Annotated in this window: 17 protein-coding genes and 2 CRISPR repeat arrays; of the genes, 14 read left to right on the top strand and 3 right to left on the bottom strand. The window is 44.3% G+C overall.

All coding sequences use genetic code 11. From position 1 onward, the window contains the following. Positions 1–34: 34 nt before the first annotated feature. Positions 35–675: direct repeats of the CRISPR family, unit length 29 nt; unit sequence GTGTTCCCCGTGAGTACGGGGATAAACCG. 74 nt (positions 676–749) lie between these two features. From AB204_RS14620 to AB204_RS14555, 14 genes are all read left to right on the top strand, one after another. Next, positions 750–1,001, top strand: coding sequence for a type II toxin-antitoxin system Phd/YefM family antitoxin (locus AB204_RS14620; protein ID WP_047964109.1), 252 nt, complete (start codon positions 750–752; stop codon positions 999–1,001). After that, positions 998–1,285, top strand: a complete 288-nt coding sequence (locus AB204_RS14615) for a type II toxin-antitoxin system RelE family toxin (protein ID WP_047964108.1) — start codon at positions 998–1,000, stop codon at positions 1,283–1,285. The genes AB204_RS14620 and AB204_RS14615 overlap by 4 nt, the downstream gene beginning before the upstream one ends. Positions 1,286–1,893: 608 nt before the next feature. Next, positions 1,894–2,172, top strand: coding sequence for a helix-turn-helix domain-containing protein (locus AB204_RS14610; RefSeq protein WP_047964107.1), 279 nt, complete (start codon positions 1,894–1,896; stop codon positions 2,170–2,172). Between the two features lie 231 nt (positions 2,173–2,403). Next, on the top strand, positions 2,404–2,805 hold the full coding sequence (locus tag AB204_RS14605; protein ID WP_047964110.1) for a bleomycin resistance protein: 402 nt from the start codon (positions 2,404–2,406) through the stop codon (positions 2,803–2,805). 49 nt (positions 2,806–2,854) lie between these two features. Next, a complete protein-coding gene (locus tag AB204_RS14600; RefSeq protein WP_047964106.1) occupies positions 2,855–5,602 on the top strand; it encodes a CRISPR-associated helicase/endonuclease Cas3 in 2,748 nt (915 codons plus the stop codon). Continuing rightward, a complete protein-coding gene (gene casA / locus AB204_RS14595; protein ID WP_047964105.1) occupies positions 5,602–7,218 on the top strand; it encodes a type I-E CRISPR-associated protein Cse1/CasA in 1,617 nt (538 codons plus the stop codon). Before AB204_RS14600 ends, casA begins: the two co-directional genes overlap by 1 nt. After that, complete coding sequence (gene casB / locus AB204_RS14590) at positions 7,211–7,777, top strand: type I-E CRISPR-associated protein Cse2/CasB (RefSeq protein ID WP_047964104.1); 567 nt, start codon at positions 7,211–7,213, stop codon at positions 7,775–7,777. The genes casA and casB overlap by 8 nt, the downstream gene beginning before the upstream one ends. A gap of 50 nt (positions 7,778–7,827) precedes the next feature. Beyond that, positions 7,828–8,865: a type I-E CRISPR-associated protein Cas7/Cse4/CasC gene (gene cas7e / locus AB204_RS14585; protein ID WP_047964103.1), complete on the top strand. Its 1,038-nt coding sequence runs from the start codon at positions 7,828–7,830 to the stop codon at positions 8,863–8,865. Positions 8,866–8,879: 14 nt separating this feature from the next. Further along, positions 8,880–9,650: a type I-E CRISPR-associated protein Cas5/CasD gene (cas5e, locus tag AB204_RS14580; RefSeq protein WP_047964102.1), complete on the top strand. Its 771-nt coding sequence runs from the start codon at positions 8,880–8,882 to the stop codon at positions 9,648–9,650. Further along, complete coding sequence (cas6e, locus tag AB204_RS14575; RefSeq protein WP_047964101.1) at positions 9,637–10,311, top strand: type I-E CRISPR-associated protein Cas6/Cse3/CasE; 675 nt, start codon at positions 9,637–9,639, stop codon at positions 10,309–10,311. The genes cas5e and cas6e overlap by 14 nt, the downstream gene beginning before the upstream one ends. A gap of 15 nt (positions 10,312–10,326) precedes the next feature. Beyond that, complete coding sequence (gene cas1 / locus AB204_RS14570; protein ID WP_047964100.1) at positions 10,327–11,094, top strand: CRISPR-associated endonuclease Cas1; 768 nt, start codon at positions 10,327–10,329, stop codon at positions 11,092–11,094. A 2-nt stretch (positions 11,095–11,096) separates the two neighbouring features. Next, positions 11,097–11,390 carry a type I-E CRISPR-associated endoribonuclease Cas2e gene (cas2e, locus tag AB204_RS14565; protein WP_047964099.1) on the top strand — a complete coding sequence of 98 codons (294 nt, stop codon included), beginning with the start codon at positions 11,097–11,099 and terminating at the stop codon, positions 11,388–11,390. 83 nt (positions 11,391–11,473) lie between these two features. Continuing rightward, positions 11,474–12,173: a CRISPR direct-repeat array (repeat unit 29 nt; unit sequence GTGTTCCCCGTGAGTGCGGGGATAAACCG). Positions 12,174–12,395: 222 nt separating this feature from the next. Next, positions 12,396–13,964, top strand: a complete 1,569-nt coding sequence (locus tag AB204_RS14560) for an MFS transporter (RefSeq protein WP_047964098.1) — start codon at positions 12,396–12,398, stop codon at positions 13,962–13,964. Between the two features lie 172 nt (positions 13,965–14,136). After that, a complete protein-coding gene (locus AB204_RS14555; RefSeq protein ID WP_047964097.1) occupies positions 14,137–14,958 on the top strand; it encodes a helix-turn-helix transcriptional regulator in 822 nt (273 codons plus the stop codon). A 104-nt stretch (positions 14,959–15,062) separates the two neighbouring features. Here the strand turns inward: AB204_RS14555 and AB204_RS14550 are convergent, their stop codons facing one another. The 3 genes from AB204_RS14550 to AB204_RS14540 are packed head-to-tail and all read right to left on the bottom strand — an operon-like array spanning position 15,063 to position 18,354. Further along, positions 15,063–16,184: a DUF4056 domain-containing protein gene (locus AB204_RS14550; RefSeq protein ID WP_047964096.1), complete on the bottom strand. Its 1,122-nt coding sequence runs from the start codon at positions 16,182–16,184 to the stop codon at positions 15,063–15,065. Between the two features lie 8 nt (positions 16,185–16,192). Then, entirely contained in the window at positions 16,193–17,344 is a 1,152-nt protein-coding gene (locus AB204_RS14545; protein WP_047964095.1) for a BamA/TamA family outer membrane protein, read from the bottom strand. Then, a complete protein-coding gene (locus AB204_RS14540) occupies positions 17,344–18,354 on the bottom strand; it encodes a hypothetical protein (protein WP_047964094.1) in 1,011 nt (336 codons plus the stop codon). The genes AB204_RS14545 and AB204_RS14540 overlap by 1 nt, the downstream gene beginning before the upstream one ends. Positions 18,355–19,049 lie beyond the last annotated feature (695 nt).

The raw sequence follows: 19,049 nt of genomic DNA, 5'->3' as shown, positions 1-19,049 counted from the left end.
CGAACGCTTTCTTATTGTCGCTTCTTGCAGCTTGGTGTTCCCCGTGAGTACGGGGATAAACCGCGACTTTATCAGCTTGTATTGCCTTGCATGGGGTGTTCCCCGTGAGTACGGGGATAAACCGGTGTTGCGATGGTTTCAGACGTAGGTGGCTATCGTGTTCCCCGTGAGTACGGGGATAAACCGCGTTCACCCGATTTGCGTAAACCAGTTCGCCGGTGTTCCCCGTGAGTACGGGGATAAACCGCAGCATTGTTAATGTTAATTGAATCTGGGTGGGTGTTCCCCGTGAGTACGGGGATAAACCGCAGCATTGTTAATGTTAATTGAATCTGGGTGGGTGTTCCCCGTGAGTACGGGGATAAACCGGAATTGCCATTATTCAGCCTCCTGCGCCTGAGCGTGTTCCCCGTGAGTACGGGGATAAACCGAAAAGCGCCGTTCCCGCCAGTATTGCCGCGACGTGTTCCCCGTGAGTACGGGGATAAACCGATCTCTTATGTTCGCTCCTGCTGTGCAACATAGTGTTCCCCGTGAGTACGGGGATAAACCGTGAGCCTTTACGGGAATACCCGATTGCCTGAGGTGTTCCCCGTGAGTGCGGGGATAAACCGCTATGTCAACTCAAGGTTCAAGGGAGAGTAGCGTGTTCCCCGTGAGTGCGGGGATAAACCAATTATAAAAGACTTGTTAACCGATTTTTTGTAGCTTAGAATCAGACCAGTTAACAGGTCTTTTAGTGAGGAATTATGGCTAATATCATTTTGAGCGACATGGCTGCCAGCATCAGTGAATTAAAGAAAAATCCTATGGCAACTGTCAGCGCAGGGGAAGGTTATCCGGTCGCTATTCTGAATAGAAATCAACCTGCATTTTATTGTGTTCCTGCGGAACTGTACGAAAAAATGTTAGAAGCTCTTGATGATCAGGAATTAGTTAAGATAGTGAAAGAACGGGAGAATCAATCCTTAGTTGATGTGGATTTGGATCAATATTTATGAGTTATAAAGTTAAATTTAGGGAAGATGCTCAAAAAGAATGGAATCGTCTGGATAACACTATTCAACGACAATTCGCTAAGAAATTGAAAAAATGTTGTGAAAACCCATACATCCCTTCCGCAAAACTAAACGGAATGCCGGATTGCTATAAAATAAAATTGAGAGCTTCCGGCTTTAGGCTGGTTTATCAAGTGATTGAAGATAAATTAGTTATTGCTGTGGTTGCTGTTGGTAAACGTGAGCGGAACGAAGTGTATAAACTTGCAAGTAACCGCATAAAGTAATAATCAATTTAATAATTCCATTTTGACATCATAACATTATGAAGTATTTAACACGATTTATCCTTCTGTTTTATAAATACTTTTTAGAGAAAAAAAATTCTACCATTTTTTTAGGCTAAAAAACAGCCGAATTCTTCCTTCTATTTTTCTTACCCATCTTCTGTAAATTTGATAACAAGATAGGAAAGTTAGTCCAAACATAGCGAAGAAAAATGCAAAAAAGAAAGCATTGCCAGTAATAGCATCTATACTTTTTTGACCAAAGAAAAATGCGTAAAATTGGAACTCTCCTAACCTTGTAATATGGGTGTGTTCCCCGTAAGTACGGGGGTAATCCGTTGTTATTCGTCCTTTTAGTCGTTATCAACTTATGTTCCCCGTAGGCACGGGGATAAGTGCTTATTTAGACAACAAATCTATACACTATAACAGCTTGAATAATTGCTAATTGAAGTCGTCATGTTTTTCGTAATTTATTATTTTCTTTTTTAAGTTGTTATTTTATTTTTTTAAATTGTTTTTCGTTTTTTTAGTTGTATTTGACTTCCTATAAACACGAGCTACTCTTTTACAATAATTGAATAGAAAATCCCCATAAGAGGTCAATAATGAAACCTTATCCACTTGAACGAAAACAAGCTATCCAAGAAAAAATGCTACCACCTCATAACATCAGTATTTCTTTCTTAGCTAAAACAGAGGGAGTTTCTAGAAACACGCTAAGGCGATGGTTCAAAGAAGCATTGAATTCAATAATAATCCAGCATCCAAAAAAAATTAAAAAACAGGATAAAGCATCAACACATAAAGGCAAAGCGTTGCCAGAAAAAGACTCTCAGGAGTTATTGCAAGTGATTATTAAAGTCAAACGAAATACCAAAACTTAGATCATGACTCTACAGGATTTTCATCCTGTACCTGTTCACATGATTCTAAATGTGATCAATATTCCATATAAGAAAAAACACTAGTGAGATAACAATATAAAATGGTGTAACCTATCAAAATCAGTCATTAAATAGAAACATTTAACTACCTTTTTAATTAGAACGCTATTTTTAGCACAGGAAAACCCTTTGAGCACTAACACCACAACAGAAACAATGTACTGGAATCGCATGGTGCCAGAACTGACTGTGACTGATTTCCCTGTTTCACTTGATTTCTATCAGAGAATATTGGGCTTCGAAATATTAATTCAGCGAGAAGATCCCGATTTTGCTTATTTAGGTTTAGGCAAAGCACAATTAATGCTGGAGGCATTTCATGACAGTGGCTGGAATACCGGAGAACTCAGTAAACCTTTAGGGCGTGGTATTAATTTGCAAATTGAAGTTGACGACATCACACCAATTCTGGCAAATCTGGAAATTAATGGAATCACGCTTTTTCGCCCAGTGGAAGATAACTATTACTATATAGGTGATACTCAAGCCTGTCAGAGAGAGTTTCTTGTTCAAGATCCAGATGGTTATTTACTTCGTTTCAGTCAATATATCGAACACAAAGAAGATCAATAACAGTTCATTAATGGAGCACGGTTATTATTTTATTTCACCGTGAAAAAACATGCCTGAATTAATAAATAGTTTTGGCTACCTCACGCGATATTGGGGTAAAGCCAAAAAGAATCCCTATTCTGACGAAGACTACCATCTTCTGGCTTATCACTGTCTGGATGTTGCCGCTGTGGGGCAATTATTATTGGCACCACAAAAAAAACTGACGCAAGATCTCGCAGAGTTTTTGGAATTATCACCAGAATCATTACAGAATCTATTTTCGTTTTTTCTGGTACTACATGATATCGGTAAATTTGCCTCTGCATTTCAGCAATTATATTCTCAGGAAGGTACTGACCTCATTAAACCTGATCAGCATAAACCCTACGATTCCCGACATTTCCGGCATGATCGACTGGGGCTGTATTTCTGGAAAAAGATTCAGGATGAAGTTCTGTTTGCATTGGTGGGAAATGACAACCTGCAACCCAGAGAAAAAGACCGTGCCCAAGATGCGTTGATGATTTTAATGCAGTGTATGCTCGGGCATCACGGTAAACCCATTGATGAGGGTAATTGGAAAGATATTGTCGATTTTACTGAATCACAAAATACTGTTGATGCAACAGCATTTGCCCATGATCTGCTTAAACTTTTTCAACCTCATCTGCCACTGGAAAAGCTGCTGTCAAAAGAGTGGCAACAAAAACTGAAACAAGTAAGCTGGCAACTTGCCGGTATTGTGGTATTGGCGGACTGGATAGGTTCCGATTGTTATCATTTTCGTTATCAGACCAAAGCCTTTCCACTGGAAAAATATTGGCAATTTACCCAAAAACAGGCTCAAATTGTCCTGAATGACATTGATATCCTGAATACCCCTCTGATATCTCCGTATACCTCTATTCAGGAATATTATCAATTCTCTCCCACTCCATTACAAAAATGGGCTGAGGAAGTCCCGATTGATGATGCCCCACAACTTTTTATTCTGGAAGATGTGACGGGAGCAGGAAAAACAGAAGCCGCCCTTGCCCTGACGCATCGTTTAATGCAAACCGGTGCTGCGGACGGTTTCTATTTTGGCCTGCCGACAATGGCAACGTCCAATGCCATGTTTAGCCGCATCGCCAAACATTACCCCCGTATGTTCAACGCCAAAAATGGCAAACTACCCAGTATCGTTCTTGCTCACGGCGCCAGCGAGATGAATGATAATTTTCGTGACATCATCCTGACTTCTGAACACAACGACAGTGATTACACCAGAGACGATATCACCGCGACAGCACAGTGCCACCAATGGCTGGCAGACTCCGACAAAAGAGCATTATTGGCCTCGGTGGGCGTAGGGACTATCGATCAGGCATTACTTGCTATTTTGCCGAGAAAATATCAGTCACTTCGGCTAATTGGGCTAAACCGTAAGGTGTTGATATTCGATGAAATCCATGCTGCGGATGAATACATGTTTGCGTTGCTGGAAAGTCTGTTAAAACTGCATCTGCATCAAGGGGGTTCCGTGGTATTGCTGACTGCCACTCTCTCCTTAAAACAGCGTCAACAATTGGTGGATATCTGGTTATCTGCCAGCGGAATAGCGTCACAGAAATTGCAGGAAACCGCTTTCCCACTGGCAACGCAGGTCACATTAGATCCAGAAAATCCCATTATTGAAACGCCATTGCGCAGCCGGCCCGATGTCTGCCGTACCGTCGCAGTAAAAACCGTGAACCATCTGGATGAATGCGTAAAAATCGCCCTGAATGCCGCTAAAAGCGGGCAATGTGTGGTTTGGGTTCGCAACTCAGTGGGTGATGCGCTACAAGCCTTTCAGATTATTCAATCGCAAATGGATGATCCTGAAAATTGTTCGCTATTTCACAGCCGTTTTATTTTGTATGACCGGAAAATAATAGAAAACCGTGTACTGAATATATTTGGCAAAGAAAGCACACAGGAAAAACGACAAGGGAAGATCCTGATTACAACACAGGTTTTTCAGGAAAGTCTTGATGCCGATACCGATGTGATGATCTCAGATATCTGCCCAATCGACGATCTGATTCAACGAGTTGGCCGTTTGCATCGCCATACCCGTAATGCACATGGCGAATATCAGAAAGGTATTACCGACAATCGCTCTGCCCCTGAATTATATCTCCACGCGCCAGAATGGGACGATCACCCCGAAGCTGACTGGCTGAGCAAAGAGTTCCGCAATACCCAATATATTTATCGTTCAGCCGGGCGCTTATGGCTTGGCTTACGTGAACTACGACGCTTGGGGGCTATTCGCATGCCTGCTGAAGCCCGGACGTTGATTGAATCGGTTTACAGTGAAGATGTTGATGAGCAAATCCCAGAAGAACTCAAGTACAAAGATGGTGAAGCCATCGCTGAAGGGCGGAGCAAAGACGCCATCGCACGGTCGCAAGCCCTGCAATGGCAGCGCTATGAATACAGTAAACGCAGTGCAGGCGGCTGGTATGACGATGACAGAGATATCAGTACCCGATTTAGCGACATCGAAATGGTGAACGTATTGCTGGTTAAACTGACCGAAACGGGAGAACTCATACCATGGGTAGAAGATGAAAAGTTCCCTGTTCAGCTCAGCACAATAAAACTCCCCAAAAACAGATTTGCCGATAAGTTGCAGCCCGTACCAGAATCGCTTTCTCAGGCAGTGGAGCTGTTACAGAACCGATTCAAATCCGCCAAATACCTGCAAATCTGGCTGCCGGAGATTGATCCCAATTTTAGTTACGATCCCAACATGGGTTTTTATGAACCCCCTAAGCAGGAGGCGTGATGAATCTCGTTAAAGATACATGGCTGACTTTTAGAATGAGAAATGGCAGCGAGGAAAAACTGCCGCTGGCGGCAATCTGTGATCCCGCTGTTGTCGATTTCGCCCTGCCACGGGCTGATTTTCAGGGAGCAGCCTATCAACTGGCGATTGGCTTGCTGCAAACGGTTTTTGCTCCCGAAGACAAGTACGAATGGCATGACTTTTATGAAAAAGCCCCGACACAGGCAGATTTGCAAACCGCACTTAATCGGGTGGAACATGCCTTCAACCTGACAGGCAGTGGCCCGCTGTTTATGCAGGATTTTGATTCTCTGGATGGGGCAAAATCAACGGAGATTTCAGGATTACTGATCGAAGCACCGGGCGCAAATACACTCAGGCTTAATACTGACCATTTTATCAAACGCGGTCAATGTGACGTGATTTCCCCTGAAATGGCCGCCATTGCCCTATTCACCTTGCAGATTAACGCGCCTGCCGGCGGTGTCGGGTATCGCGTCGGGTTACGGGGCGGTGGTCCACTGACGACCTTAATTCAGCCGCCAGAATTAGATGCGCCGTTATGGCAAAAACTTTGGCTGAATGTCGTTAACCGGGACCATTGGCGCTACCCCGATCCTGAACTCAATAGTTCAGAAGTTTTTCCGTGGTTGGGTAAAACCCATATCAGCCAAAAAGCAGGTACTGAAATCTACGCGCATAATGTCCATGAACTGCATATGTATTGGGCGATGCCACGGCGGATCCGTCTGGAAGTAGAAGATAAACCTGCCATTTGCCAATTAACGGGGCTGGCAACCGAGCAATCCATTTCGAGCTATCGTACTCAAAACTATGGGAACAATTATTCCGGCACATGGCAACACCCCTTAACGCCCTATCGATGGAATCCGAAAAAACCGGATGAAGAGCACCTTTCTGTTAAAGGGCAACCCGGGGGTATTACCTACAAGATCTGGGATAGCCTGACTTTCTCCGATAATCAATATGGTCAACGAGCAGCGCAGGTTGTCGACCATTTCAGCCAACTCAATGATTATTTTGCGGATGAACAGAGTTCCACCCCACGATTATGGGTTTTTGGCTATGATATGGACAATATGAAGGCTCGCGGTTGGTATTCCACCACGTTGCCTTTGTTTTCCATACCGATTGAAAAGAAAGACGCTATTTTCCGGCGAATTAAAACACTACAAAATCTCTCAATCTATGCACTGACTCAGTGCCGTACCCAAATCAAAAGTGCGTGGTTCAATCGCCCGAATGAAGCAAAAGGCGATATGTCGTTTATTGATGCTATTTTCTATCAACGCACCCAAGCTACCTTCTTTAAAGCTGCACAACAAATTATCAGAAGCCAGCACAAAGTGTCTGCTTTATCCACCAAAGAGGCCGAAATCTGGCTCCATCAACTCAAAAATACCTGCTTTGATCTCTTTGATGAATTCGTGCTGTCAGAAGATACCTCACCCAAAAACCTGCCTAAGAAAATCGAGGCGCGGCAAATTCTGACCAAATGGCTGATGGGTTCCAAAGATATCAAATCATTTATGACAGAACACGATATAGAAACTAAATCATCCAAGAACAAGAAAAAGGAGGTTATCAATGAATAACCTAAGCGAAAGCCGCTTAATGCGTTGGTGGGAAAGCATGTTCTTATCAGCCTCAGAATTGAAAGAAAAAAAGATTATCCCTGCGCCTACACTCTACAAAGCACAACTAAAGCGTTGTCAGGATATTGATGATGTAACTTTAACTGAAGGTTTTCGGGCACTCTGGTTCAGTTTGCTTGAAAAGGATTCTGAAGAAAGCATTAGCGAAGAAAATGAACAAAAAAACATAACACTATGGGCAATGATTGCCGTCACTCTGGTGTATGTAAAAGTAAATACCACGACCAATCTGGCCACCTCCGCCGGAACCAAAACAGAAAATGACAAGCCCATTGTCAGCACGCTCCGTTTCGCTCAATTGCAGGCAGCTAAAACCCCCGATGAATTCATTATGCGTTTGCGGCGCATTCTGCAACAACTCAACGGTCAGGTTTCCGTGCTATCCCTCGCCAACGATATTGAACAGTGGATGGAGGAACACCACCAGTCAAGACCGCATCGGGCCAGCAAACGCCTCAGTGTGCGATGGGCAATGGATTACTACAAAGCCGCGAAATAACCCAAATAACTTTTCATCCAGAATCTCTTTTTATCTATAAGGAATTTTAAATGAGCCAGTTTATTCAGCTACACCTGTTAACTTCCTACCCGCCTGCCAACCTGAACCGTGACGATCTTGGGCGTCCGAAAACTGCCAGAATGGGCGGGGCGGAGAGATTAAGAATTAGCTCTCAAAGTTTAAAACGCCACTGGCGGGTTTCTGATCTGTTTCAGGATGCCCTTGCAGACCATCTTGGTTTTCGCACCAAACGTTTTGGATACCAGGTATATCAACGCTTGCTTAATGGGGGCGTTAAAGAGAAGCAAGCGACTGAATGGGCTGTCGCTATTGCGGAAGTTTTCGGTAAAAATAAAAAAGATGAACCTCTGGAAATCGAACAACTGGCTCATATCAGTCCGACAGAAAAAGAAGCCACCTTTGCTCTGGTCGATAAACTTATCACCGAAAATCGCGCGCCAACCAAAGAAGAGTTGATGCTACTGAGCAAAGAAAAAATAGCTGTGGATATTGCAATGTTTGGCCGCATGCTGGCGTCCAGCCCAGCCTACAGTGTGGAAGCCGCCTGTCAGGTTGCCCATGCTATCAGCGTTCACAGTGTCACCGTAGAAGATGACTATTTTACTGCTGTCGATGATCTCAATGGTGGTAAAAGTAATTCCGGTTCAGCGCATATTGGCGAAGCGGGCTTCGGGGCTGCCCTGTTCTACAGCTATATCTGCATCAACAAATCTTTATTAATAGAAAATCTGGCGGGCAATGAAGCTCTGGCGAATAAAGCGATTGCAGCCCTGACAGAAGCCGCCGTTAAAGTTGCTCCATCCGGCAAACAAAACAGTTTCGGCTCCCGCGCCTATGCCAGTTATGTGTTGGCGGAAAAGGGAGAGTATCAGCCCCGCTCCCTTTCTGTCGCGTTTTTAAAGCCTATTTATGGTGAAGATCAGGCAATCGATGCCATCACAGCATTGGAAGAACAGAAGGATAACTTCGATAACGTTTATGGTGCTTGCGCTGACACCCGCTATAGTATCAATGCCGTCACGGGTAAAGGTCGTTTTACTGAGCTGGTTCAGTTCGTCACTGAGTAAAAAAGAGGCCAAATATGAAGAATTACCTGGTCTTTCGCTTATACGGTGCACTTGCCAGTTGGGGCGTGGAAGCGGTCGGTGAAAGCCGGCCAACAGGCATTTATCCCACCCGTTCAGCTATTTTAGGGTTATTAGGTGCTGCACTTGGCATTCGACGTGAAGATGATGCACAACTTGCCGCGTTGCAGCAAAGTGTCAGAATCGCCATTAAACAGACCGTTTCCGGTTCATTAATGCGGGATTACCATACAGCCCAGGTTCCCTCTCAAGAGAAAAAACAGACGCACCTGACCCGCAAAAGTGAGTTGAGCGATAAATCTAAATTAAACACGGTACTGTCTTCACGAGACTATCGTACCGACGGTACGTGGATTATCGTCATTTCATTGACTGAACAGGCCACGCTCACACTTTCCGCCTTACACAGTGCATTAAAGAAACCCGTCTTTACGCTCAGTCTTGGGCGAAAATCCTGCCCATTGGCACTGCCGATGATGCCGCAACTGGCAGAATATCCGTCATTAAAATCAGCGCTTGATACTCCCTTTCCTCCCTTAACCCAATCAGAGAAAGCCGACCGCTATTGGCTGGGTTATCACAATGTAGTGAGCTACTTCTGGGAAGGAGATAAAAACGAGATCGACATTCCCGATACCACAATACTGACGCATCAGCTCTGGGATGATCCGCTATCACGCAGCCGCTGGCAATTTACACAGCGCATAATGCATCAGGTATCCGTAATGGAGGGGACAAAAATGGAGGAAACAAATGTATCTGTCTAAAGTCACGTTGCGGCCTACTGATTATCATATACAGCCACCGTCGCGACGGACAAAAAATGATGTCTATGCTTCCCACCAAATGTTGTGGCAACTGTTTACGGAGCAGGAAGAGCGTAATTTTCTCTTCAGGGAAGAGACGAATCTGAGCGGTAGGCCGGAGTTTCTGGTGTTATCCATGACCACACCGATAACCCATTCACCGCGCTTCCAGATTCAGACCAAGCCTTTTGTACCCAAGTTACATAATGGGCAAAAACTGGCGTTCAAGCTCCGTGTTAATCCCACGGTCTGCCTCACCGATAAAGATTCAGGCAAACAGCGCCGCAATGATGTCTTGATGCATGCCAAATACCAAGCAAAACATTCTGGCGTTAGCGCGGATGAGATTGAATCCTTGATGACACAAGCCGCCCAAAACTGGATACAGGATGAGAAACGGCTTGCCCAATGGGGTATTCGTTTTGATTTCCCACCAGATATTGAGCACTATACCCAACATCGCAGCTTCAAAGCTTCAGGCCAGAAAGTGGCATTTTCCAGCGTGGATTTTCAGGGCGTGTTTACCTTGTCAGACAGCGCGCTTTTTCTGGAGCAATACCGGAAAGGGTTTGGCAGGGCAAAATCGTTTGGGTGTGGGTTAATGCTGATAAGGGCTTTGTAATTTAAGGATATTGTAATGGCATTCATTCCATTAAAACCCATTCCCATCAAAGACAGAAACTCAATGATCTTTATCGGAATGGGGCGTATTGATGTCAAAGATAATGCATTCGTTGTGATCGATGAAGTCAACGGTGAACGCATGCATATTCCTGTCGGTTCCATCGCCTGCATTATGCTGGAGCCGGGCACTCGCATCAGCCATGCCGCAGTAAAACTGGCCTCAACAACCGGGACATTACTTATTTGGGTGGGAGAAGCGGGTGTCAGGCTCTATTCCGTCGGACAGCCGGGAGGGGCTCGTTCAGATCGGTTGCTTTATCAGGCAAAGCTGGCGCTGGATGAAGACTTACGGCTAAAAGTTGTCCGCAAAATGTTTGAATTACGCTTTGGTGAGCCTGCTCCCCAAAAGCGAAACGTTGAACAACTCAGAGGCATTGAAGGCGCCAGAGTCAGGAAAATCTATCAAATATTGGCAAAACAATATGGTGTAAGCAAGCCTTTATCCTTTGTTTATGATATTGCAGATATTTTGAAGTTTGATACCGTCGTTCCCATTGCGTTTAAAGTTGCTGCGACGAATAGCATCGCATCTGACAGACAAGTCAGAATTGCCTGCCGCGAAAAATTCAGAACAGACAGAATTCTGAAACGCCTTATTCCATTAATTGAAGAAGTCCTCGCCGCGGGTGAAATATCCCCACCACTCCCTCCTGCTGATGCACAACCTCCCGCTATTCCCGAACCAATATCCATTGGTGACATTGGGCACAGGAGCCAATAACTATGAGTATGACGGTCGTCGTAACGGAAGCCGTTCCTCCACGATTACGGGGACGTTTAGCCATTTGGTTACTGGAGATACGAGCCGGGGTCTATGTCGGAGATATCTCTCATAAGATTAGAGAGATGATTTGGGAACAAATCACAGAGCTTACCGAAGATGGAAATGCCGTTATGGCATGGCAAACGAATACTGAATCTGGATTTGATTTTCAGACCTTCGGGGAAAACAGAAGGGAACCGATAGATTTTGATGGCCTGCGTTTAGTGAAATTTAAACCGCTTTCTGAGGATTAATTTGGAGGCGTTAAAAGGTTATTCAAAATGGTAGAATTTTAATCACCGATAAAGTCATTTAAAAACATGTTGTTAAATTTAGAGTGTTCCCCGTGAGTGCGGGGATAAACCGGTGAGGTTTATGTGGCTGCTTGCTTGGATCTAGTGTTCCCCGTGAGTGCGGGGATAAACCGGTTTATATTGGAGAAGAACGACTTGTATTTTCGTGTTCCCCGTGAGTGCGGGGATAAACCGGGGGCACAGTATATTCTGAATATCCATCGGTTGTGTTCCCCGTGAGTGCGGGGATAAACCGGTAAATAAATGGGTACATATATTTCTACGTGTGTGTTCCCCGTGAGTGCGGGGATAAACCGACCCTGCTGACCTGCACATTGATATGACATTTGTGTTCCCCGTGAGTGCGGGGATAAACCGTTCACGCGAAACAAACTGGCGTATCTCTTCACGTGTTCCCCGTGAGTGCGGGGATAAACCGCGTTATTTCCGAATAAACCAGCCTGAATATAGGTGTTCCCCGTGAGTGCGGGGATAAACCGTATCATGTCAGGAGGTAAGCGGGATATTACTAGTGTTCCCCGTGAGTGCGGGGATAAACCGAGACTATTGTTTGTTCAAACACCAGTGCCTGCGTGTTCCCCGTGAGTGCGGGGATAAACCGTCATTGTTCCTACAACTTGATCCTACCAATCGGTGTTCCCCGTGAGTGCGGGGATAAACCGATGTTTTTTTCTCTGAGCTCCTCGGTCATGATGTGTTCCCCGTGAGTGCGGGGATAAACCGTTAGTCGAATCCCGTAAGTTCCAGACCAATACGTGTTCCCCGTGAGTACGGGGTAAACTAGGTTTGATTAAGAATAACTTGTCCTTGTACTACTGAGTCTTCGATCACCTACACCATTGCCAGTAGTAATAGGATAACTAACTATATTGTCACGAGATGATATTGCCCCGAATATACGCATGACTTTCGCAATTAACATTAAATAAAACCGGGGGTATCTTGATGACACATAATAATCTTTCAGGTATCGCTAAAACATCAAGTAACTGTATGCATCAAGATGTAAAGCGGGCAGGTTTACGCGAATGGGCTGGGCTAGCACTTCTCTCTCTCCCAACGATCCTGCTTGGGCTTGATCTGACTTTGTTACATCTGACTCTACCTGTACTAGCAATTGATTTACGACCGACAAGCACACAGGCACTTTGGATTATGGATGCTTACGGCTTTCTAATTGCGGGTTTTCTTATCACAATGGGTACTTTAGGCGACCGCATTGGCCGCCGCAAACTACTATTGATCGGCGCAACAGCTTTCGCCATTGCCTCTGTAATTGCAGCATTTTCCACCAGTGCCTTCATACTTATCGCTGCACGGGCAGCACTTGGCATCGCAGGTGCAACATTGATGCCTTCAACACTGGCACTCATTAGCAACTTATTTACTGATCCGCGCCAACGTGCTCTCGGGTTCGGTATATGGGCAACAATGTTCGGAATCGGATATGCACTGGGGCCGGTCGTAGGTGGGGCATTACTGGAGCAATTTTGGTGGGGGGCAGCTTTTCTTATCGCAGTCCCTGTTGTTGGCCTCCTGCTTCTCCTGGGCCCTTTACTACTACCCGAATATAGAGCACCAAATAGCGGAAAATTAGATCTGTTCAGTGTCGCGCTTTCACTCTCCGCTATATTACCAATGATTTATGGTATCAAGCAGATCGCTAAATATGGCGTCACGCCAGATACAATTGCCTCAATAGCTGTGGGAACAGTTTGTGCCTTTCTGTTTGTGAAACGACAACGCCAACTCACCGATCCTTTGCTCGACCTGACACTCTTTTCCAACCGTGCTTTCTCCGTAGCATTAATCGTGTTATTGGTTGGTTTAGTGGCAGTTGGAGGAGCGATGTTGCTCGTCGCTCAATACCTACAGCTAGTTGTTGGCTATCCTCCTTTTGTAGCAGGCCTATGGATGGGATTAGCTGCATTGGCTATGATCATTGGAGGCATAGCATCACCTCTCGTTGCTCAGTATATTCGGCCAGGCTTCGTAGTTGCTGGTTCGCTTGGTTTATCGGCCGTAGGCTATCTTATGTTTACTCAGCTGGGTAACAATACATACGACGTAATGATTGCTGTTACCGGTCTCGCACTGGCTTATCTCGGAAATGGCACAATTGCAGCCCTAGGCACTGAACTTGTGGTTGGATCGGCTCCATCAGAGAAAGCAGGTTCGGCTTCAGCAATGACTGAAACTGTACAGGATCTTGGCGTTTCTCTTGGTATCGCTCTACTTGGCAGCATAGCTAGTGCAGTCTATCGTTACACTATACTCAACCAGATTCCTGATGACCTTGCAGGAAATATGCGAGAAGCGGTCAGCGATAGCCTGTGGTCAGCTTCCTCGGTAGCATCAGAGCTGCCCGCAGGCTTACTAGTCGAGGCTCAAATAGCGTTCACTTCGGGATTTCATACCGCAGCTGCGATAAGTGCACTCGGCATAGCGATCCTTGCCATATTGGCAGCCATCACTTTACACCGAATTGGAATTTATGATGATAAGCAGCAGTAATGTCACAGGTGCGGGAGATAAAGGACAAAAAACTAATCAACCAACAGGAATCAGATATTAAATCCATAATGGGAGAACAGACCGGTTAAATCATTAGTAAGAACCCACTATCTTGACACTTACCAATGACGTTATAGCATAAGATATCATCCTATTATGAGGAGCAATATTCTTGAGCGATAGAAATCTAGCGCGTACACGAAGTGAGCTCTCAAATTTCCTGATACATCATAGAACAAAGCTCAAGCCAACTGATGTTGGATTACCGACTACAGGTCGTCGCCGTACATCTGGATTGAGGCGCGAGGAAGTAGCCGCACTCGCAGGGATCGGGCTCACTTGGTATACATGGTTCGAACAAGGCCGAGATATTCAAGTATCAGAGGAATTTCTTCTCAAGGTAGCTAAAGCCCTGAAGCTAGATGATATAGAGTGCAGTCATCTGTTCCTCTTAGCTCACCGACGACCTCCGCCACCGGAGGCGTGGCAATGGTTCTCCGTTAGTCCATTAATCCAGCAGCTGCTGGACGATATAACTGTACGGCCCGCTTATGTTCTCAACCTCCGCTGGGATATTATCGCTTGGAATGCCTTAGCTGACCGCCTATTTGGTTTTTCGAACCTCAAGCAAGCTAACCGCAATATTATCCGCATGGTGTTTACCGATCCTGAGTTTCGTTACCGTCTACCTGCGTGGCATGAAGATGCTCCAAAATTGCTCTCACAGTTTCGTAGGGATTTGGTCTCCGTACCTAATGATCCAGGCATGCTATCACTGGTTACTGAGTTAAAGGAATTATCATCAGACTTCCGGCTATGGATTGAGCAACCAGGCACAGAAAACTATAGCCGGGGATTTTCTATCACCTCTGATAAAGATGGTAAGAAATCGGAATATGCTCACGAAACACTTGTTGTCGATGAACATCGACATTTAAGAATGATCGTCTACTTCAAAAAAATCATCACTGATTCGAATGAAATCTCCAATTGAGAACCGTTTTGTCTTATATGAGAACTTTTGAATGGAGGATGAGGAACATACCTGTCAACCAAGTATATTCCTCAGATAAATTGAATAAAGAGATCTTAAACTTATCAATTAATCAACAATTGTCGTTTATCTTCACGTTGGGCATTCTCTGCCAGCATCTTAAACGCTTTCACTGTCCAATATTGTTTTGGGGCAGGTAAGTTTTTCATCTCATTGGTTGGCCATAACTGGAATTCAGCCAGTTTATCCAACGAAATATGCTGATAGTGCTCTGGTAAGGAGAGACGTAACGCAAAGTTTTCTTTACCCAAAGGCATAAGAGGATAGCGATTGTCGTGGGTATCATAATTGCGGTGCAGCACTAAAAATTTCTCAGGAACGCGTTGATAACTGTTCCACCATAAACCATCTACGCTATCAAACATCTCTTTTGTGCCTGACTTGGAATAAGCGCCCAATTCATACAAGGTCGTCGGCAAGATACTTGCCATTGAGGTTGAAAACTGAGCCACAGAGGAAGCATGGCCTTCCAGAATCAGCGTGAGTGCCAGCCGTGCGCCTAACAGATTCGAATAGAGATCTTCCGGGGAAAAAGCCGAAATACCCTCTGAAAATCCCGGAACGGATTGATAGCCATACCATTGTGCAATTTCATGCCAAGCGGCGAGCTGAAACGCAAGTTTAGCCGCTAAATAGGCGCTCAGAGTATAATGTTCAGCGGGATCTTCTGGCGGCGTAAAAGCAAAAAAGTGGATTTTACGCGCCGCAAGTTCATTATCCAGAATTAATTCCCGTTCTTGTCCAAGATAGGCATAAATCTGGCTGAACAAATAGAGTGTATAGTCTGCGGTATCCCTGACATGGGAGATATCAATAAATCCGCCCTTATGTGTATAGAGCAGGCCAACCTTTTCATTGCCTACGCCTAACAACGCAGCACTGGCACCGATAACACTGTCATTGTAGTGATGCTCACCTAACTTTTCGGCTTCAACTATATTGTCGATGTCGTAAAAAGGAATGGGAATATTCCACAGCTGGGCTTTAAGGTTATAACCAAAAACACAGCAGGCTCTCAAGCCTTCCGGTGGTTTAATTGGCGCTAGTACTGGCCAATCTTCCTCTGATTGTTCATCGGTATCGCTGATGAGAACCGGTTTTACAGGCTCAACAGGTTGGGGGTTACCTTGGCATGCTATCAGCAAAAAACTGAGGCACAATGTCATTAACAATCTCAAAACGCTTCCCCAACCTGAAAGTAGAACCCTGTACTGCCCTTACCGACACCAAAATCTAATCTGACATTCATGCGTGGTTTAAACTCGAAACGATAACCAATACCCACGGAAGGCAGCCAGTGTCTGGTTCCTAATTTGGAAGGCGTATCTCCTAATGTCCCGGTGCCTATCCAGCCGACCACACCATGACGCCAGTCAAGTTTGTGCCTTAACTCCAGTTGTGTCGCGAAAATATTATTGTCACGATAACGACCTTCATAATATCCGCGCATTCGCTGACCATTGCCGAGCAGTGATAACTGATTCCACGGCACATCACCTGCGCTGAAACGGGCATAATTATCAAAAGCCAGCACGGTCTTTTCAGATAATTGATGATAGGTCGAGAACTGAAACTGTGTGGTATGGAAACGGTGATCGCCACCCAACTCCGGTGAAAAATAGGTATAAATAATCTCAAACGCCTGCCCGTGCTGAGCATTGGGCAAAAAATCCCGCGTGTCATAACTGAAGTAGGCGCTTACACCGGAACTCATCACAGAACGGCCACCAACGGATCGATCAAAATATCGTTTTGCACCGCTATCCGGATTACTGGCATTGACGGATGAGAAATGCCAGCCTAATCCCATATAAGTGGCGTCAGTGACGCGATAGAGGAAGCGGGGACGAATATCAAATTCCTGAGAATGGTATTTATCTTTATTACCGTTATTTTTACCGGCGCTATAGCCTTTACCCCAATAATAAGTCGGGATGTTATTTAGCGTACCGGAAACAAATAACCGCCATTGGTCGCCGGCAAGAAAATTGTAATTGGTAAAATTCAGGCCAAATGCGCCGGTAGAGGAACCAAAACCGCTAAGCCCCAGTGAGGAAGTTTGGCTGATATGGTCTGAGCTATCAGGGCGATACAAACCGACTACGGCAACACCAATCCCCATCCCCATTTCAGGAGTATAAAAAGGGCCGGGCAATACGCCCCAGTCAATTTTTTTGCGGGCATCAAAATGGTTGCTGCCCCCTAATTCGTTTAACCAACCATCAATTTTCTGCCGATCAGGCAAGATATCAGCGTGTGCTGATGAAACAGTAAAAATAAGCAGGCTGGAAACAACCAGCCTTTTGAGTGCTACGAGATCAAACATTAAAAGCGGAACTCACCGGAAATAAAGAAACTGTTTCGGTTGCCGAAACCGACTTCTGACAGGATATTGAAATTACGGGTGATTTCAACGCGTGCACCAACGGTATTGTTCCATTTATGGGCAAGGTGTTGTTCGACGTCGAATTTAATGTCTGATTGTGCAGCAATTAGACCAAGCCACCCTGATATTTGTGATGGTAACTTATTGAGTTTACTAACATCCCCTTTGAAGCGTTGGGTAATATCTTGATACATAGCACCGGCCCATAATTGAACCTTTGTATTTCCTTGGCCTTCAAATAACGGATTAAAGACAAACTCGTAGCCAAGACGAGGGCTGATGACTAATGCACTGATATCTCCATCTAAAATATCAAAATTAGTACGAGTGTAATTAGTATCCAAGACAGCAAAAAATTGATTATAGCCACCAGCTAGCGTAAAACCTGCACCATAAGTGTTTCCTTTAAAATCGAGAACAAAAGGAACTGCCCCATTATCAAGTTGATTCTGGATATCATCCGAGCCATCATTTATGTAAATACCTTCTAAGCTGGTTTGTGATGTACCTTTGGTTTTCCCATATAAACCATATACATTTAGGAAAGGTAAAACCCAAGAATCTAACTTAAGCATGTGTGATTCACTTTTTTCCCGAGTATCACCAGTGTTAATAGTAATCAAATTTTTTAGAGCCGCATATGCTGGGTTAGTGAATTCAAATTTAATGCTATCCACCACAATATCTTGGCGCATATTCATATAACCATAACTAGCACCAAACGGTTCAGGTAAATCGTAGCCTTTTGCTCGTGCAGCATCACCCCAAATCGGCAGAATACGAGATTCAGATTTGGCAGAATGGGATAAGCTACCATCACTATTCGTTTTCGCAACGCCAGATTCTGACATGGTCAATGAGAAAAGTGGTCGATCACTATCAGCATAGCTATACGAGGCTGCAAGACACAGAGTAGCGGCTAACAATTTGCTGGTGTTAGTTAAGTTCATAAGTAAACTCGCTTCCTATTTTTGACAGTTAATTGTCTACAAAACAAACAATTGAGGATGGAAAGCCGCGTAGGTTATCATAGGTGTTTTTGACAAGCACTAACGAATTATGCTTGTAGGCGAAAAACCACACAATTCAGAGTTTTCGTTCGTTTTACCACCAAATTAAATGTGTTTTCTCCTCCTTATATCTTAATAAAACTAATCATTTACGGTGATGACAATTCACAGTGTTAATTTTTTATTTTCGGTATATTTCAGTTGACTAAAATAATATGAACTACAGAAAATTTTTTATTCCTGTTTATATACTGACTAAACCAAAATAAATCACCATGATGATATTATTGATAAACCTTCTCTGGTATGTAGTGATTTTATTTAATAAGTAGTTATTTTTATGTTTCTTGTATGTAAGAGGTCAGCGTTATCCCTGTAATTATGGGGAACATTCATTAGATGAGATCACAAAGACTCAATGAATGGATGTTTAAAAAATCGGGATGAAATTTGTTCAAAATTATAGCGGGATAAATTTGTCTATTTTATAGGCTAGAAAAATGGTAGAATTTTCCATCTCTAAAAAGGGCTTATAAAACAGTTGGCTATATTTAGAGTGTTCCCCGTGAGTACGCTGTCTCTTGATCACATCTCTAGCTCAAGAGACTGTGCAAGCAGGTACCCCTCAAGGAGGG

The sequence above is a fragment of the Xenorhabdus khoisanae genome (assembly GCF_001037465.1).
Taxonomy (GTDB): Bacteria; Pseudomonadota; Gammaproteobacteria; order Enterobacterales; family Enterobacteriaceae; genus Xenorhabdus; species Xenorhabdus khoisanae.
This window is presented reverse-complemented; position numbering and strand designations above follow the sequence as displayed.